At 53.9% G+C, this 15,967-nt stretch carries 15 protein-coding genes; 12 read left to right on the top strand and 3 right to left on the bottom strand.

The features are described from left to right. Window positions 1–51 precede the first annotated feature (51 nt). The 8 genes from P1U45_RS13075 (at window position 52) to lpdA (ending at window position 8,905) form a co-directional block, all read left to right on the top strand. Window positions 52–1,683, top strand: coding sequence for a CTP synthase (locus tag P1U45_RS13075; RefSeq protein ID WP_293618140.1), 1,632 nt, complete (start codon window positions 52–54; stop codon window positions 1,681–1,683). A 133-nt stretch (window positions 1,684–1,816) separates the two neighbouring features. Continuing rightward, complete coding sequence (rpmF, locus tag P1U45_RS13070; protein WP_022695462.1) at window positions 1,817–1,999, top strand: 50S ribosomal protein L32; 183 nt, start codon at window positions 1,817–1,819, stop codon at window positions 1,997–1,999. 39 nt (window positions 2,000–2,038) lie between these two features. Then, window positions 2,039–3,313, top strand: coding sequence for a phosphopyruvate hydratase (gene eno / locus P1U45_RS13065; RefSeq protein WP_301059461.1), 1,275 nt, complete (start codon window positions 2,039–2,041; stop codon window positions 3,311–3,313). A 59-nt stretch (window positions 3,314–3,372) separates the two neighbouring features. Then, complete coding sequence (locus P1U45_RS13060) at window positions 3,373–3,705, top strand: septum formation initiator family protein (protein WP_301059460.1); 333 nt, start codon at window positions 3,373–3,375, stop codon at window positions 3,703–3,705. Window positions 3,706–3,746: 41 nt separating this feature from the next. Beyond that, window positions 3,747–4,745 (top strand): pyruvate dehydrogenase (acetyl-transferring) E1 component subunit alpha, encoded by a 999-nt coding sequence (pdhA, locus tag P1U45_RS13055; protein WP_301059459.1) that lies wholly within the window; start codon window positions 3,747–3,749, stop codon window positions 4,743–4,745. After that, window positions 4,745–6,142 carry a pyruvate dehydrogenase complex E1 component subunit beta gene (locus P1U45_RS13050; RefSeq protein WP_301059458.1) on the top strand — a complete coding sequence of 466 codons (1,398 nt, stop codon included), beginning with the start codon at window positions 4,745–4,747 and terminating at the stop codon, window positions 6,140–6,142. Before pdhA ends, P1U45_RS13050 begins: the two co-directional genes overlap by 1 nt. Window positions 6,143–6,151: 9 nt before the next feature. Then, window positions 6,152–7,471 (top strand): pyruvate dehydrogenase complex dihydrolipoamide acetyltransferase, encoded by a 1,320-nt coding sequence (locus P1U45_RS13045; RefSeq protein WP_301059457.1) that lies wholly within the window; start codon window positions 6,152–6,154, stop codon window positions 7,469–7,471. A 21-nt stretch (window positions 7,472–7,492) separates the two neighbouring features. Further along, a complete protein-coding gene (gene lpdA, locus P1U45_RS13040) occupies window positions 7,493–8,905 on the top strand; it encodes a dihydrolipoyl dehydrogenase (protein ID WP_301059456.1) in 1,413 nt (470 codons plus the stop codon). Here the strand turns inward: lpdA and P1U45_RS13035 are convergent, their stop codons facing one another. Continuing rightward, window positions 8,906–10,486, bottom strand: coding sequence for an AMP-binding protein (locus tag P1U45_RS13035; protein ID WP_301059455.1), 1,581 nt, complete (start codon window positions 10,484–10,486; stop codon window positions 8,906–8,908). It abuts the gene before it with no gap. Window positions 10,487–10,639: 153 nt separating this feature from the next. Between P1U45_RS13035 and lipA the strand changes: the two genes are divergently transcribed. Together lipA and P1U45_RS13025 are read left to right on the top strand one after the other, a co-directional pair. After that, complete coding sequence (gene lipA, locus P1U45_RS13030) at window positions 10,640–11,620, top strand: lipoyl synthase (RefSeq protein WP_301059454.1); 981 nt, start codon at window positions 10,640–10,642, stop codon at window positions 11,618–11,620. Window positions 11,621–11,631: 11 nt separating this feature from the next. Next, entirely contained in the window at window positions 11,632–12,090 is a 459-nt protein-coding gene (locus P1U45_RS13025) for a type II toxin-antitoxin system RatA family toxin (protein ID WP_301059453.1), read from the top strand. Here the strand turns inward: P1U45_RS13025 and P1U45_RS13020 are convergent. Then, window positions 12,079–12,576: a CinA family protein gene (locus P1U45_RS13020; RefSeq protein ID WP_301059452.1), complete on the bottom strand. Its 498-nt coding sequence runs from the start codon at window positions 12,574–12,576 to the stop codon at window positions 12,079–12,081. The two genes, P1U45_RS13025 and P1U45_RS13020, sit on opposite strands and share 12 nt — an antisense overlap. A 41-nt stretch (window positions 12,577–12,617) precedes the next feature. Further along, window positions 12,618–13,841, bottom strand: coding sequence for a bifunctional 2-C-methyl-D-erythritol 4-phosphate cytidylyltransferase/2-C-methyl-D-erythritol 2,4-cyclodiphosphate synthase (locus tag P1U45_RS13015; RefSeq protein ID WP_301059451.1), 1,224 nt, complete (start codon window positions 13,839–13,841; stop codon window positions 12,618–12,620). On the opposite strand from P1U45_RS13015, the gene P1U45_RS13010 reads away from it, so the two are divergent. Continuing rightward, a complete protein-coding gene (locus P1U45_RS13010) occupies window positions 13,777–14,895 on the top strand; it encodes a tRNA-dihydrouridine synthase family protein (protein ID WP_366145000.1) in 1,119 nt (372 codons plus the stop codon). The genes P1U45_RS13015 and P1U45_RS13010 overlap by 65 nt on opposite strands. Next, entirely contained in the window at window positions 14,892–15,965 is a 1,074-nt protein-coding gene (locus P1U45_RS13005) for an ATP-binding protein (protein WP_293608028.1), read from the top strand. The genes P1U45_RS13010 and P1U45_RS13005 overlap by 4 nt, the downstream gene beginning before the upstream one ends. Window positions 15,966–15,967: the final 2 nt, after the last annotated feature.

Here is a 15,967-nt window from a genome sequence, read left to right as displayed (position 1 = left end):
TAAGCTCAAACTAACTCGAATCATTTCTCGAATCCTGTAAGCTACGAGTCCATGACGCGTTACATTTTCATTACTGGCGGCGTGGTTTCCTCGCTTGGGAAGGGTATTGCATCGGCTGCGCTTGGCGCGCTTCTGCAGGCCCGTGGTTATCGGGTTCGCCTGCGTAAGCTTGATCCTTATCTGAATGTCGATCCAGGCACGATGTCGCCTTATCAACATGGCGAAGTGTTCGTAACTGATGATGGCGCCGAGACTGATCTCGACCTCGGTCACTATGAGCGCTTTACAGGTGTTTCCGCACGACAAAGCGATAACATCACGACTGGCCGCATCTACCAGACGATTCTTGAAAAGGAGCGCCGCGGCGATTTTCTGGGTGCGACTATTCAGGTCATTCCGCACGTAACGGACGCGATTAAAGAGTTCGTTCTGAGCGATGCCGGCGACGTCGATTTCGTTCTGTGTGAGATCGGCGGCACTGTTGGCGACATTGAAGGGCTGCCGTTCTTCGAAGCTATCCGCCAGCTGGGACAGGAGCTCGGCCATGAGCGTGCGATCTTCATACACCTGACGCTGCTACCTTACATTCCTAGCGCAGGTGAAATGAAAACAAAGCCGACGCAGCACTCCGTTAAAGAGCTGCGCTCGATCGGAATCCAGCCGGATGTTCTGCTGTGTCGTTGCGACCGGCCAATTCCTGCAGACGAGAAGCGCAAGATCGCGCTCTTCTGTAATGTTCGGTCTGAGAGCGTTATCGAGGCACCTGATGTCTCTCATATCTACGAAGTGCCGCTTTCCTACCACAATGAAGGTCTCGACGCGGAAGTTTTGCATCATTTCGGCATGAAGGGCGCTCCTCTGCCGGACCTGACACGCTGGCAGCAGATTTCAGATATTCTGCGCAAACCGGATGGCGAAGTACGTATCGGTCTCGTTGGTAAGTATACCGTGCTGCCTGATGCCTATAAGTCGGTCATGGAAGCACTCAATCATGGCGGTCTTGCGAACAATGTGAAGGTCAATATCGAGCTGATCGATTCGACCCCGCTGGATGACGAGAATGCTGATCTCGAAGTGCTCGACGGTCTGAACGGTATTATTCTGCCGGGTGGCTTCGGTAAGCGCGGCGCTGCAGGGAAAATGCGTGCGGCGCGATTCGCTCGAGAACGCGACATCCCTTGCTTCGGCATCTGTTACGGCATGCAGCTCTCAGTCATAGAGGCAGCTCGTACACTGGCTGGCATTTCGGGCGCCGGGACAACGGAGTATGACGAACCTTCAGACGCTCTCGTTGGCTTTATTGAAGAATGGACGCGCGACAATGTTCGCGAAACCCGTTCGAAAGATGGTGATCTGGGCGGAACCATGCGTCTGGGCGCGTATCCAGCGACTCTCAAGCCGGGGAGTAAAGTTGCTGAGGCCTATGGCACCGAAACCATTGAAGAGCGTCACCGTCACCGCTACGAGGTGAACATCAAATATAAAGAAGCACTTGAAGACGCAGGCATGGTCTTTTCAGGTCTGTCGCCAGATGGTGTGCTTCCAGAAATCGTCGAGCTTAAGGATCACCCTTGGTTCGTTGGCGTTCAGTTCCACCCTGAACTCAAATCCAGACCATTCGAACCGCATCCACTGTTCGCCAGCTTTATCGGCGCTGCAGTAACGCAAAGCCGATTAGTCTGATATATAGTCTGTCTGATAACCGATGGAAAAATGTCGATCCGTGTTCAAGACGGGTTGATGTTTTTGCGATGAGGTGTATTAGACGCGTTTTGGTTTTCCGGGCCCAGCCCGATTAATACTCAGGAATAGACACATGGCAGTTCCTAAGCGGAAGACGACGCCGTCAAAGCGTAACATGCGCCGCGCGCACGATCGTCTCAAAGGCAACACATTTATCGAAGATGCGGATTCTGGTGAACTGCGTCGCCCACACCACATTGACCTGAAGTCAGGCATGTATCGTGGTCGACAAGTGCTTGAACCAAAAGACGACTAAGTGCATTAGGTCTCTCAGCGTCAAGTAAGAGGGACCGCAATGACTGAAATCGTTGATATCTACGCTCGTGAAATTCTCGACAGCCGGGGCAATCCGACTGTCGAGGTGGAAGTAACTCTAGAAGATGGCTCTATGGGCCGCGCAGCAGTTCCTTCCGGTGCTTCCACTGGTGTACACGAAGCACACGAGCTGCGCGACGGTGGCGACCGTTATCGCGGCAAGGGCGTTCGTCAGGCTTTAGAGGCTGTGAACGGCGAAATTTTCTACGCACTCTCCGGCATGGAATCAGAAGATCAGCGACGTCTCGATATGACGCTGATTGAACTCGACGGCACCGAGAATAAATCTCGCCTGGGCGCAAACGCGCTTCTCGGCGTGTCTCTCGCAAACGCACACGCGGCCGCTGAAGCGTCAGGCCTTCCACTCTATAGATATGTTGGTGGTGCGAACGCATGTGTTCTGCCTACGCCTATGATGAACATCATCAATGGCGGCGAGCATGCAGACAACCCGATCGATGTTCAGGAATTCATGATCATGCCGGTTGGTGCGAGCAGCATGGCAGAATCGATCCGCATGGGTGCCGAAGTCTTCCACACACTTAAAGCCAAGCTTCAGGCTGACGGCCACAACACAAACGTTGGAGACGAGGGCGGCTTTGCCCCAAATCTTTCGTCAACTGAAGATGCCATTGCTTACATCATGAAAGCGATTGAGGCGGCTGGATATACTCCAGGCGATGATTGCGTTCTCGCTTTGGACGTCGCTTCTACAGAATTCTTCAAAGACGGCATTTATTCTCTGGCGGGCGAGGGCAAGAACCTCGGCTCTCAGGAGATGGCCCGCTACCTTGAGAATCTTGTTTCGAAGTATCCGATCGTGTCTATCGAAGACGGTATGGCGGAAGATGACTGGGAAGGCTGGAAAATGCTTACGCAGGCAATCGGCGACAAATGTCAGCTGGTCGGTGATGATCTATTCGTGACCAACCCTAAGCGCCTAGCGATGGGCCTCGAAAAGGGTGCAGCGAACTCGATCCTGGTCAAAGTGAACCAGATCGGTACGCTGACCGAGACCCTTGATGCTGTCAGCCTTGCTCAGCGCAATTCTTATTCTGCTGTCATGTCTCACCGTTCCGGTGAAACCGAAGATACAACGATTGCGGACCTTGCGGTTGCGACGAATTGCGGTCAGATCAAAACAGGATCGCTTGCGCGTTCTGACCGTCTCGCGAAATACAACCAGCTGATTCGTATCGAGGAAGATCTCGACGAGCAGGGCCTATACGCGGGTCGTCGTACGCTGAAGGCTTAACGGAATCATAACGCCTCTTCGCGACATTCATGAAGTTGTTCGCGAAGAGGCTCCTTTCCATGAAATTTCCGGTCGTCAGCCTGGTTCTGCTTGGTGGAATTAGCTATCTCGGCTATCATGCAATAGCGGGACAGCAGGGACTTTCCCAATGGAGTCGCATGCAGGATGATGTCCGTGGGTTAGAGCAGCAGCGCGCCTCTCTGATATCGCATCGCGACGAATTATCTTCGCAAATTCAAAGGCTTTACTCGGATTCTTTGGATGACGATCTGATTGAGGAACTGGCTCGTCAGAAGTTTCATTTCGTCTATCCGAATGAAATAATTCTCGAGCCTCCCGAATTAACATCCCTGCAACCCGAAAACGAAGACCTTTTCAGTCTTAGCAATTGAGCGGCGAATTGTTATGTTCTCCCCAAATAGGGAGCACAGATTTGAGTAAGTCACCCCGCAAAGCGAAAATTACGACTGACCAAAAACTTAAATTCTACAAAGACATGCTTTTGATCCGGCGTTTCGAGGAAAAAGCCGGTCAACTTTATGGTCGAGGCCTAATCGCAGGTTTCTGCCATCTATACATTGGACAAGAAGCCGTAGTTGTCGGCATGCAGGACTGTATAGGTGACGGCGATCAGGTTGTTACCGGATACCGCGATCACGGCCATATGCTGGCATGCGGCATGGATCCTGATGGTGTGATGGCCGAGCTGACCGGTCGCGAGGGAGGCTATTCCCGCGGCAAGGGCGGTTCCATGCATATGTTCTCCCGCGAGAAAAACTTCTTTGGTGGCCACGGCATTGTTGGCGCACAGGTCCCAATCGGCACCGGTCTCGCATTTTCCAATAAATACAAAGAAACCGACCGTGTGTGTCTGACCTATTTTGGTGATGGCGCAACGAACCAGGGCCAGGTGTATGAGGCGTTCAACATGGCCTCACTCTGGAAGCTGCCGGTCGTATACGTAATCGAGAACAATATGTACGCGATGGGAACGAGCGTTGAGCGCCATGCGTCCGAGACTGAGCTCTTCAAGCGCGGCATCTCGTTTGAGATCGAAGGCATGGAAGTAGACGGCATGGACGTCATGAAAGTCCGGGAAGCCGGCATGAGAGCCGTTGAGCACGCTCGTTCAGGTAAGGGTCCAATGATTCTCGAGATGAAAACCTATCGCTACCGTGGTCACTCCATGTCCGACCCTGCGAAATACCGTAAGCGGGAAGAAGTAGACGATATTCGTTCTCACCATGACCCAATTGAAGGCCTTAAGAAGCAGCTGATTGAGGCCGGCGAAGCCTCTGAGGATGATCTGAAGGCAATCGACAAAGACATCAAAGCCGTTGTCGCTAAGTCTGTTGATTTTGCACAAGAGAGCCCACTACCGGATCCGAAGGAACTTTGGACCGATGTGCTTGTCGAAGCGGAGGGCGTGTAATGTCTGTTGAAATCATGATGCCAGCGCTGTCTCCGACGATGGAAGAAGGCACGCTCTCCAAATGGCTCGTCAAAGAAGGTGACACCGTCTCTTCCGGCGATGTGATCGCTGAAATTGAAACCGACAAAGCGACCATGGAAGTCGAAGCCGTTGACGAAGGTACGATAGCCAAAATTCTTGTCGAAGCCGGCACAGAAAACGTCAAAGTGAATAGCGTAATCGCTATGCTTGCGGAAGAAGGTGAAGACGCAGCTTCTGTAGAAGCGCCATCCAGCCAGCCTGCCGAAACAATAAGTGGCGATGAAGACGCTGAGGCAGCACCTGAAGTCGAGGACGATGTTGCCGAAGGCGCGGCAGGTCCTAAGCCTGACTTCAAACCGTCTAATGACCCGGAGGTTCCGGAAGGCACAACCTTCAAGGAAACCACCATCCGCGACGCGCTTCGCGATGCGATGGCTGAAGAAATGCGCCGCGACGAATCTGTGTTCGTAATGGGCGAGGAAGTCGCTCAGTACCAAGGTGCCTACAAAGTGACGCGCGGTCTGCTAGACGAGTTCGGTGACAAGCGCGTGGTGGATACGCCAATCACCGAGCACGGTTTTGCCGGTCTTGGAGTCGGCGCCGCGTTCGGTAAGTTGAAGCCGATCGTTGAGTTCATGACGTTCAACTTCGCAATGCAGGCGATTGACCAAATCATCAACTCTGCTGCGAAGACGCTTTATATGTCGGGTGGCCAGATGGGCTGCTCGATTGTATTCCGTGGCCCAAACGGCGCTGCGTCTCGCGTTGGTGCGCAGCACAGCCAGGACTACTCAGCCTGGTATGCACATGTACCTGGCCTGAAAGTTGTTGCGCCGTATGATGCCGCTGATGCGAAAGGCCTCCTCAAGGCCGCCATCCGTGATCCGAATCCAGTCGTCTTCCTTGAGCACGAACTTCTCTACGGTGAGACGTTCGATGTCCCCGATGTTGAAGATTGGGTCCTCCCAATCGGCAAGGCGAAGGTCCGCCGCGAAGGCACAGACGTAACGCTCGTCGCACATTCTCGTATGGTTGGGTTCGCTCTTGAAGCGGCAGAGCAGCTCGCTGAAGCGGGTATAAGCGCTGAAGTGATCGATCTGCGCTCGCTTCGACCGCTCGACACCGATACCGTCGTAGAAAGCGTGAAGAAAACGAACCGTCTGGTCTGCTGCGAAGAAGGCTGGCGCTATATGGGCGTTGGCGCTGAAATCGTAGCAACCGTTATTGATGAGGCGTTCGATTATCTTGATGCGCCGCCAGCGCGCGTGCACCAAGCCGACGTTCCGTTGCCATACGCTGCGAATCTCGAAGCGCTTTCACTCCCGGGAACTGAAGACATCGTCAAAGCCGCTAAAGCGGTTTGCGAAGGCATATAGGAGGTCGTCATGGCTATTGAAATTACCATGCCAGCGCTCTCTCCGACGATGGAAGAAGGCAAACTGGCAAAATGGCTTGTCAAAGAAGGTGATACTGTTTCTTCCGGGGATGTGATCGCCGAAATCGAAACCGACAAGGCGACCATGGAAGTGGAAGCCATTGATGAGGGTACGGTGGCCAAAATCCTCGTAGAGGAAGGCTCGGAAGGCGTTAAGGTGAACTCCGTTATCGCCATGCTTGCTGAAGACGGAGAAGACGCGTCCGACGTATCTGCTCCTAGCGGCGATGCTAAGCCTCCAAAACAGGAGGCTGAAGCAGAAAAGGCAGGCGCCAAACCGGAGCCTAAGCCAGAGCCAGAAAAAGAAACGTCAGTAGAGCCTGAGAAGCCAAAGGCTCTGGCGACCACGCAAAAGGATGGCGATCGTATCAAAGCGAGCCCCCTTGCGCGCCGAATTGCGGCTCAAAAGGGTGTGGACCTTGGATCTGTAAAAGGGTCCGGACCTCATGGGCGTATCATTCGAAAAGACGTTGAAGCGGCTGAGGCCGGAGCGCCTGCGAAGCCGCAAGCGGCAGCTTCACCGGTTAAGCCAGATGGACTCATTCTGCCTCAAGTACTTGATGACCGTATTTATGCGCTGGATAGCTACGAGCTCGTTCCGCTCGACGGTATGCGGAAAACGGTGGCCAAGCGTCTGACCGAGAGCTTTATGCAGGTGCCGCACTTCCCTCTGGAAGTGGATATCCAACTGGATAAGCTTCTGTCGTCTCGGTCGGCTATCAATGCGGCTGCGCCTGAAGGCGTAAAGGTCTCAGTGAATGACATGCTGATCAAAGCCTCTGCACTCGCTCTCATGGCAGAACCTGACTGCAATACGAGTTACACAGATAACGGGATCGCTTATCACAAGTCAGCTAACATCTCAGTTGCTGTAGCGATTGATGGTGGCTTGATCACGCCTGTCATCCGAGACGCTCAATCCAAAGGACTTCGCGAGATTTCTGAGGAGATGAAAGATCTGGCGACGCGCGCCCGCGACCGGAAGCTCAAGCCGCAGGAATATACAGGTGGAACCTTCTCCATCTCCAATCTGGGCATGTTCGGCATCAAATCGTTCGGTTCCATCATCAATCCACCAGAGGGCATGATCATGTCTGTTGGTGCCGGTGAGAAACGCGCAGTTGTTGCTGATGACGGAAGCATTGTTGCACGAACCGTGATGAGCGTAACCCTCACATGCGATCACCGCGTTATAGGTGGCGCTGAGGGCGCAAAATGGCTGCAAGCCTTCAAGCGTTTCGTTGAGACGCCTGAAGCGATGCTTCTGTAAACCGGCTGAGAGGACAACCAAATGTCAGAAAAATATGATCTGATCATCGTCGGTTCCGGCCCTGGCGGATATGTGGCGGCGATCCGTGCGTCTCAGCTAGGTCTTAAGACGGCCATCGTCGAACGGGATGCCTTGGGGGGTGTTTGCCTCAACTGGGGCTGTATTCCGACCAAAGCTCTGCTCCGCACTGCTGAAGTTTATCACCAGATGCAGAATGCGTCGGCTTACGGGCTGAAAGCCGACAATGTCAGCTTTGATCTTGATGCGGTGGTCAAACGGTCTCGTCAGATTGCGGGTCAGCTCTCGGGCGGCGTGAAGCACCTGATGAAGAAGAATAAGATCACGGTTATTGAAGGTGAAGGTCGCGTCGCCAAAGGCGGGGCTGCACCTAAAGTGATTGTGACAGGCAAAGACGGCAAAGAAACGACCTACGAGCCTAAAAACGTTCTTCTGGCGACTGGCGCTCGTGCGCGTACGATTCCTCCAGCTGGCCTCGAGCCGGATGGAAAATTTATCTGGACCGCCAAAGAAGCCATGGTGCCTGACACCATGCCTAAAAAGCTTCTTGTGATTGGTTCTGGCGCTATCGGCATCGAGTTTGCCAGCTTTTACAATGCGCTTGGTGCTGAGGTCACTGTCGTTGAGATGATGGACCGAATCCTTCCTGTTGAGGATGAAGAGATCTCCTCAATGGCGCTGAAATCATTTCAGAAACAGGGGATGAATGTCGTTACTGGCGCGAGCGTCGAAGGCGTCAAATCAGGTAAGGATCAGATTACCGCGACCATTAAGGGCAAAGACGGAAAGACGACGAGCGAGTCATACGACCGTATCGTGCTCGCAATCGGGATTGTCGGAAATGTCGAAGGATTGGGTCTCGAAGAGCTCGGTGTAAAAGTTGACCGAACTCATGTTGAGGTGAATGGCTTTGGACAAACCAATATCAAAGGTCTCCACGCAATCGGCGACCTGACAGGTCCGCCCTGGCTGGCACACAAAGCTAGCCATGAGGGGATTGTCTGCGTCGAAAAAATTGCAGGTAAGAACCCTCACGCCTTTGAGGCCTGGAACATTCCGGGATGCACGTATTGCCACCCGCAGATTGCTTCCGTTGGCCTGACAGAGGCCAAGGCAAAGGAAGCGGGCCACAAAGTAAAAGTGGGCAAGTTCCCGTTCATCGGCAACGGCAAGGCGATCGCGCTTGGTGAACCGGAAGGTCTCATCAAAACCGTGTTCGACGAGAAAACAGGCGAACTGCTCGGTGCTCACATGATTGGTGCAGAAGTGACAGAGCTTATTCAGGGCTATGTCGTGGCGCGCCAAGGCGAGCTCACTGAGGCAGAGCTTATGGAAACTGTCTTCCCGCACCCGACACTCTCAGAGATGATGCATGAGAGCGTGCTGGATGCCTATGGTCGTGTCGTACACATGTAATCACGCTTCTGGCGGGGTAACCCCCGCCAGTTCGAGCGCTTTCTTGCTGACACTGCCGTAATCCACTTTACCAGTGCCCAGCACTGGAATTTCTTCGACATGGAAAACTTTGCGCGGAACGGCGAGCTCTGAAACGCCGTGATTTTGCGCCCATGCCAGAAGGTCAGGGCGGTTTACGGCTTCCGCGTCGGACAGGAGCACAACCTGTTCGCCTTTTCGTGGGTCAGGGATGGTCGCAGCGGCGTGCATATTGTCTGGCCAGATAGCGGAGGCGCAGTTTTCGACAACCGCCAGAGACACCATTTCGCCTCCCACCTTCGCGAAACGTTTCACACGCCCACGGATACGAATGAAGCCCTGGTCGTCAACCGTGACGATATCACCGGTGTCGTGCCAACCATCGACGGGGGGCTCCAATATACCTGGAGCTGACGAACGCAGATAGCCTTTCATCACGTTAGGGCCGCGAACGAATAATCGGCCGCCTGCTTCAATTCCCGGAACAGGCTCAAGCTTGTGCTCCATGCCCGGCATCAACTGACCGACTGTGCCAGGAACGTTGCCACCAACGGAATTCGCCGCAACAACCGGCGAGGCTTCGGTTGCGCCATAGCCTTCCAGAATTTCGATATTGTATTTCTTCCGCACCATCTGGCGGGTCTCATCGCGCACACGTTCAGCGCCGCATACCGACAGGCGAAGGGTTGCAAGATCGCCCTGGTCACCCGCGCGCGCATATTGTGAGATGAATGTGTCAGTCGCCAGAAGAATAGTGGAACCGGTGTCACGAATACGGTGGGCGATTTCCCTTGGCTGGAGCGGAGTAGGGTGGAAGATGCTCTTGATACCTGCAATCAACGGCAACACCGCGCCAACAGTCAGGCCAAAACAATGAAATGTTGGAAGCGGATTAAAGAGGATGTCGGTCTCGGGATAAAGATCGATATGTGCGCGGACCTGCTCGACATTCGAAAGTACATTTTCGTGAGAGAGGACAACGCCTTTTGGGTCGCCCTCAGTACCCGAGGTAAACAGCACAACGCCCGTACTCTTATAGCTCGGCGAAGCTTTAAAGAGTGATGGAAAGATCGGTCCGAGTCCGCCGGCGATCTTGTCGCCCAGCGATAGGCCTTCACGAACATCCTCGAGATAGATGATTTCGAAGTCTTCCGACAATTGCTCGATAAGTGGTTCAAGGTTTCCGAGTTCGACGAACTTGTGAGCCGTGATCACTTTTGTAACCTGCGCCGCTTTACCAGCAGCTTTGAGGTTTCGACTGCCCGCCGTGAAGTTGAACATTGCGGGTACGCGACCATACGCTTCAAGCGCGTAAAAGCCGATCACGGCACCGGCGCCAGTCGGCAGCATCAGACCGACATGCTCGCCTTTGTCTGTCAGCTTTTTGAGCGCATTGCCGAGAGCAAAAGATGCTTGCACAATCTCTTTGTAGGTGAGGGTTCGGCCGTCACCATCTACGAGAATCTCGCGCTTACTGCCAAACTGAGATTTTGCCTTCAGAAGCGCTGAAAATAGGTCTGTTTTTGCCCTCCCAGGGCGAAACTCATAGGTGGTCGCCGCCATCCGAGTTCTCCGTGTAATATTTTTGTGACGCACCGTGTAACATTATGTCACTAGTCGTGAAAGTCACTGAGTGCATGAGTGTTATGCATAAACGCGCAGAACAGTCGTCAGTTTCCACTTGATGAATGGGGAGAAAAGGCTCATTTGAAGCCTATGGCCAAACTCATAGATACGCGTGACCTTTCGACGGCCAAGTCCGCCGACTTCCGTCACCCGGAAAAACGTAATCGCCCCGATACACCGCTTCTGCGTAAGCCGGACTGGATCCGTGTGAAAGCGCCTGTCAGCTCCGGGTACACCGAGACACGCTCGATCGTAAAAGAGAAAAACCTCGTTACGGTGTGTGAAGAGGCGGGTTGCCCGAATATTGGCGAGTGCTGGGAACAGAAGCACGCGACAATGATGATTATGGGCGATACGTGTACACGGGCCTGCAGCTTCTGCAACGTTCGCACGGGACTTCCCGCGGCGCTGGATGTGGATGAGCCGCGCCGGGTTGGCGAAGCCGTTGCCTCAATGGAACTCAAGCACGTCGTTATTACATCTGTAGACCGAGACGACCTTGCCGATGGTGGCGCTGAACATATCGCGCAGACGGTGCGCGCAATTCGTGAGGCCGCTCCGCAAGCGACTATCGAGATCCTGACGCCAGATTTCCTGCGTAAAGGTGATGCCGCAAATATCGCAATCGATTCAAAGCCGGACGTTTTCAATCATAACCTTGAAACCGTGCCTCGCCTTTACCTGTCGATTCGTCCAGGTGCTCGTTATTACCATTCCCTACGCCTTCTGGAGCGCGTGAAAGAGCGTGACCCTGAACAGTTCACAAAGTCCGGTCTTATGGTCGGCCTAGGCGAGACCAAAGAAGAAATCATGCAGGTCATGGATGATATGCGTTCTGCCGGCGTCGACTTCATCACGATTGGCCAGTACCTGCAGCCTACACGTAAGCACGCTGCTGTAGACAGGTTCGTAACGCCAGACGAATTCAAAGCGCTTGAAACAATTGCGCGCGCAAAGGGCTTCCTGATGGTCTCCGCGTCTCCGCTGACACGTTCAAGTTATCACGCGGGCGATGACTTCCAGCAGCTGCGTGCCGCGCGCCAGGCTCAACTGAAAAACACGGACGCGTAAGTTCAGACTTCATGACACGCGTCAGACGTACCATCAGGATCGACCATACGGCCGATAATCTGTTCGAGCTTGTGTCCGGGATCGAGACCTATCCGGATTTCATCAAATGGATTTTATCCATGGCGGTGAAGCCGGTGAGCTCGACTGGCACAACTATGGAGCGTATCGGAACGGCTCAGGTGGGATTCCGAGGATTTTCGGAGACCTTTGCAACCAAGGTTATGTCGGATGCGGAAGCACGCACAGTCGAAGTGTCTCTCGTACGCGGGCCGCTGAAGCACCTGAACAATTCATGGAAGTTTATTCCACGCGGCGACGCGACCGATGTCGAGTTTTTCGTCGATTTCGAATTCAAGAACCTCATCTTGCGGGCGCTCGCGAGCGCGAATTTCGAACTCGCGATGAACCGAATTATGGCTGCGTTTGTGAGTGAAGCGGATCGTCGTTATGGACGTTCTTCAGCGTCCTGAGACGCTTTCAAGCAGCATCTCAAGTGCGATCTCGACGCTCGCGATACGAATCTCCGAGCGTCCGATATCTCCAAAATTTTCCTGACGGTGTCTGATCGGTGCGTTCTCGCGAGCTAGCGCAAAATGTACTGTTCCGACTGGCTTCATGCGCGTTCCGCCACCCGGGCCTGCAACGCCGGTAATTGAGATCGCCACATTCGCCCGGCTTTCCTCCAGAGCGCCTTCGGCCATGGATCGCGCGACAACCTCGCTCACTGCGCCGTAATCAGCGATGATATCTCCGGGCACACCCAGCACTTCTTCCTTGGCTTTATTCGAGTAGGTAATGAATCCACGTTCGAACACGGCGGAAGACCCTGGAATCTCAATAAGCGCTGCTGACAAAAGACCGCCGGTACAGCTCTCTGCTGCGACGATTTTCAGGCGCCGTTGTTGGGCATCATCGAGGACAAGGCGGGCTAGGTTGAGCACACGATCTGTAAACACGGACGACTCCCTTGGTTCTGAGTGTAAAGCCTTGCTGAGTTTCAGTCAGCTGTCGAGTGCGAAGGAAGGCGGATCGAACAAATTGCCTGGGCAGCGATGCCCTCTTCGCGGCCCGTGAAGCCGAGGCGTTCCGTTGTGGTGGCCTTCACAGCAACGTCCGAGACTGGAATTCCGAGAATTTCCGCGGTTTTCTTTCGCATAACATCACGGTGCGGTTTAACTTTTGGCGCTTCACAGATGAGCGTGACGTCGACATTGGTTATCTCGCCACCTCGCTCACGCACGCGATTTGCTGCAAACTCAAGAAACACTGAGGAAGGTGCACCTTTCCACTGAGGATCAGACGGCGGAAAGTGATCACCAATATCGCCATCGGCAAGGGCGCCAAGGATGGCATCGGTCAGCGCGTGCCAGGCAACATCAGCGTCAGAATGCCCTTTCAGCTTTCCGCTATGTGGAATGAACGTGCCACAAAGAATGACGCCATCACCGTTTTCGAATGCATGGACGTCATAACCGAGACCAGTTCGATAAACGGGTTGTGTTCCGGACAAGAGCTTTTCCATGACTATTAGATCTTCCTGATAGGTGATTTTTCCGAGCGCGTCAGATCCACTGACCAAAGTGAGAGACAGGCCTTTTGCCTCGGCTAGCGTAAAGTCATCGGTCGCCGCGCTAACGTCACCTATATACATGTCCAGAAGGCGCGCCTTCTGGAACGCCTGGGGGGTCTGTATCCGATAGAGGTTGTCTCGGGCCACGGAGCTTACGGAATCACCCTCCATTCGCTTTAAGCTGTCTGAAACGGGGAGGGCAGGCGCCGCGCCATCATGAGTCTCCAGCGCTGTGAGCAGGGAATCAATTACCTCCGCGGTCAGTCCGGGCCGGGCTGCATCATGGATAAGAATGCTGCTAGCTTGTTCTTGGTCGATTAGCCGAATTCCATTGCATACTGAGATGGCGCGTTCGCTTCCGCCTTCGACCATTTTTATCTTATCGCGGAGATCCTCCGGCACGTTTGATAGATGTGCTTCAAACTGCTCACGGAACGACTCGTCGATCACCAGAATGCATTGAATGCACTGAGGGTGCTGCACCATGGCGTTCACGGAATGCAGGAATACAGGAATCCCGTTTAAATTGTACAACTGCTTTGGTAGCTCGCCTTTAAATCGAGACCCGGAGCCGGCTGCGACAATAATGCCACAGAAACCCTCCTTAACATGCTCAGTTTTTGGGCAATCTGTTTCAAATCCGGTTTGCATTCGGTATACGCTGTGTTTAGGTGCGCAAAGTTTGTGCAGTGCGCAGATAGGGGTGAAAATGGGACCATACGCATTTTCGCGAAATGAGACACCAGTCTTTCTGGCCCCGATGTCAGGGGTGACTGATGCTCCGTTCCGAAAACAGGTCATGAAATTCGGCGCCGAAACGACCATTACAGAAATGGTCGCAGGTGACGATTTGCGCAACGGTAATCAGGACAGCCAAAATCGTATCGTTGTCGGTCATTACCCGGGCATTCATACCGTGCAGCTGGTCGGACGTGAAGCGGAAGCCTTACGTTATGGCGCGGAACGCGCTCGGCGTGCAGGGGCTGATATCATCGATATCAATATGGGGTGTCCGTCACGTCGTGTCACAGGCGGCCTGTCCGGCTCTGCGCTCATGCGTGACCCTGCACATGCTCAGACTCTTATTGAGGCCGTCATAGAGGGTGCGCAGGGGCTTCCCGTTACTCTGAAAATGCGTCTCGGGTGGGATCGCGATGAAATGACCGCAGTTGAGCTTGCGCTCAGAGCTCAAGACGTCGGCGTCCAACTTATTGCGGTACATGGACGTACAAGGCAGGACTTTTATGACGGCGAAGCCGACTGGGCTGCAATCAAGCCTGTGGTAGACGCTGTAGATCTCCCAGTAATCGCAAACGGCGACATTGTCTGTCTTGATAGCGCTAAGGACGCATTGAAGCTGTCCAGCGCCGCGGGCGTCATGGTCGGGCGCGCTGCGACTGGGCGCCCCTGGTTTATTGCGCAACTCCAGGCCAACCTGAATGGTCGGGAATACATTACCCCGGGTTTTGACGTTCAAATCGAAAGCCTGGCCGAACAAGCCAGAGACTCCGTTGAACTCTACGGGCAACGTGTCGGCATGAAGGTTGTTCGAAAGCACATTGCAGAAGCCATTGAAGGCTGGCGAACCGATTTCGGTGTTTCATTCTCCGCAGAGATGCGAAAAAGCGTTCTGACATCACAGTCACCGGACGAGCTCATTTCCACACTCAACGGCTTTATGGCTGAAGGACTAGTTGCAGCATGATTGATTATCCTGCCGATCCATCCGCCCTTGAGAATCTGAGCAGCCTCGCGCTCGACGCGCCACTGGCGCTGTTCCAGATCGACGACAGTCAGCGGATACTTTGCGCGAACCTACAGACGCAGAGCCTTCTGGGTGGTGGCCTCGACAAACTGGTTGGACGCCGTCTGTCTGAAATCCTTTTTCACGACTGCGAGATTTTCGAACTTGTCGATCGGCTGATCAACGACACCAGCGATGTCTCGGCTTCGGGTATAACTGTGAGTGGTCCGTTTTCCGAGCCAAAGAAGTTCGATGTCCGGATGAGTATCGATACGACGACAGCGCGCATCAACATTGCGTTGTTGCCGCGCTCCAAACGTAAAGCTCAGGACCCGTCAGGTCTTGCGACTTTTGCGCGAATGCTCGGACACGAAATCAAAAACCCTCTGGGCGGCATATCTGGCGCAGCTCAGTTGATGGAACGCTCTTGTCGTTCTGATCAATCCGAGCTCCTTGCGCTGATACGTTCGGAAGCGCAACGTATCGGGCGGCTGATCGACAGGTTTACGGCGTTCGAGCTCTATAACGCACCGCGCTTTACGAGCATAAACATCCACGAAGTTCTGGATGAGATCATCGCGATGCAATCCGTGGCGTCCCCTGCAGTGACCTTTAAGAAGGCGTTCGACCCTTCGCTGCCAGAGATATCTGCCGACCGAGACCATTTGCACGAATGTATTCTCAATATCGTGAAAAATGCGGCCGAGGCTGTCAGCGGTCAGGAATACTCCGAAGTTAAGGTTTCGACGGCCTATCAGGCAGGCATTAAGCTTCCGCGCCCTGGAAATGAGCGCCGATACTCTGCAGCTCTTCTCATCAGAGTGAGGGACAACGGCCCCGGTATTCCGGGCGGAAATCAGGAACAGGTCTTCAAGCCGTTCTTTTCAACGAAATCATCCGGAACGGGCATTGGCCTGTCCGTATGTCAGGACATTGCGCACGCACACGGGGGGCGCTTGTCTTTCACCAGTCGTCCAGGACGGACGCAGTTCGATCTTATTCTCCCACTTCAAAGAGAACCTGCAGGATAAAA

Source organism: Ponticaulis sp. (assembly GCF_029210165.1).
Taxonomy (GTDB): domain Bacteria; phylum Pseudomonadota; class Alphaproteobacteria; order Caulobacterales; family Hyphomonadaceae; genus Ponticaulis.
Note: the sequence above shows the minus strand (reverse complement) of the source record. Positions and strands in the feature narration are given on the sequence as shown.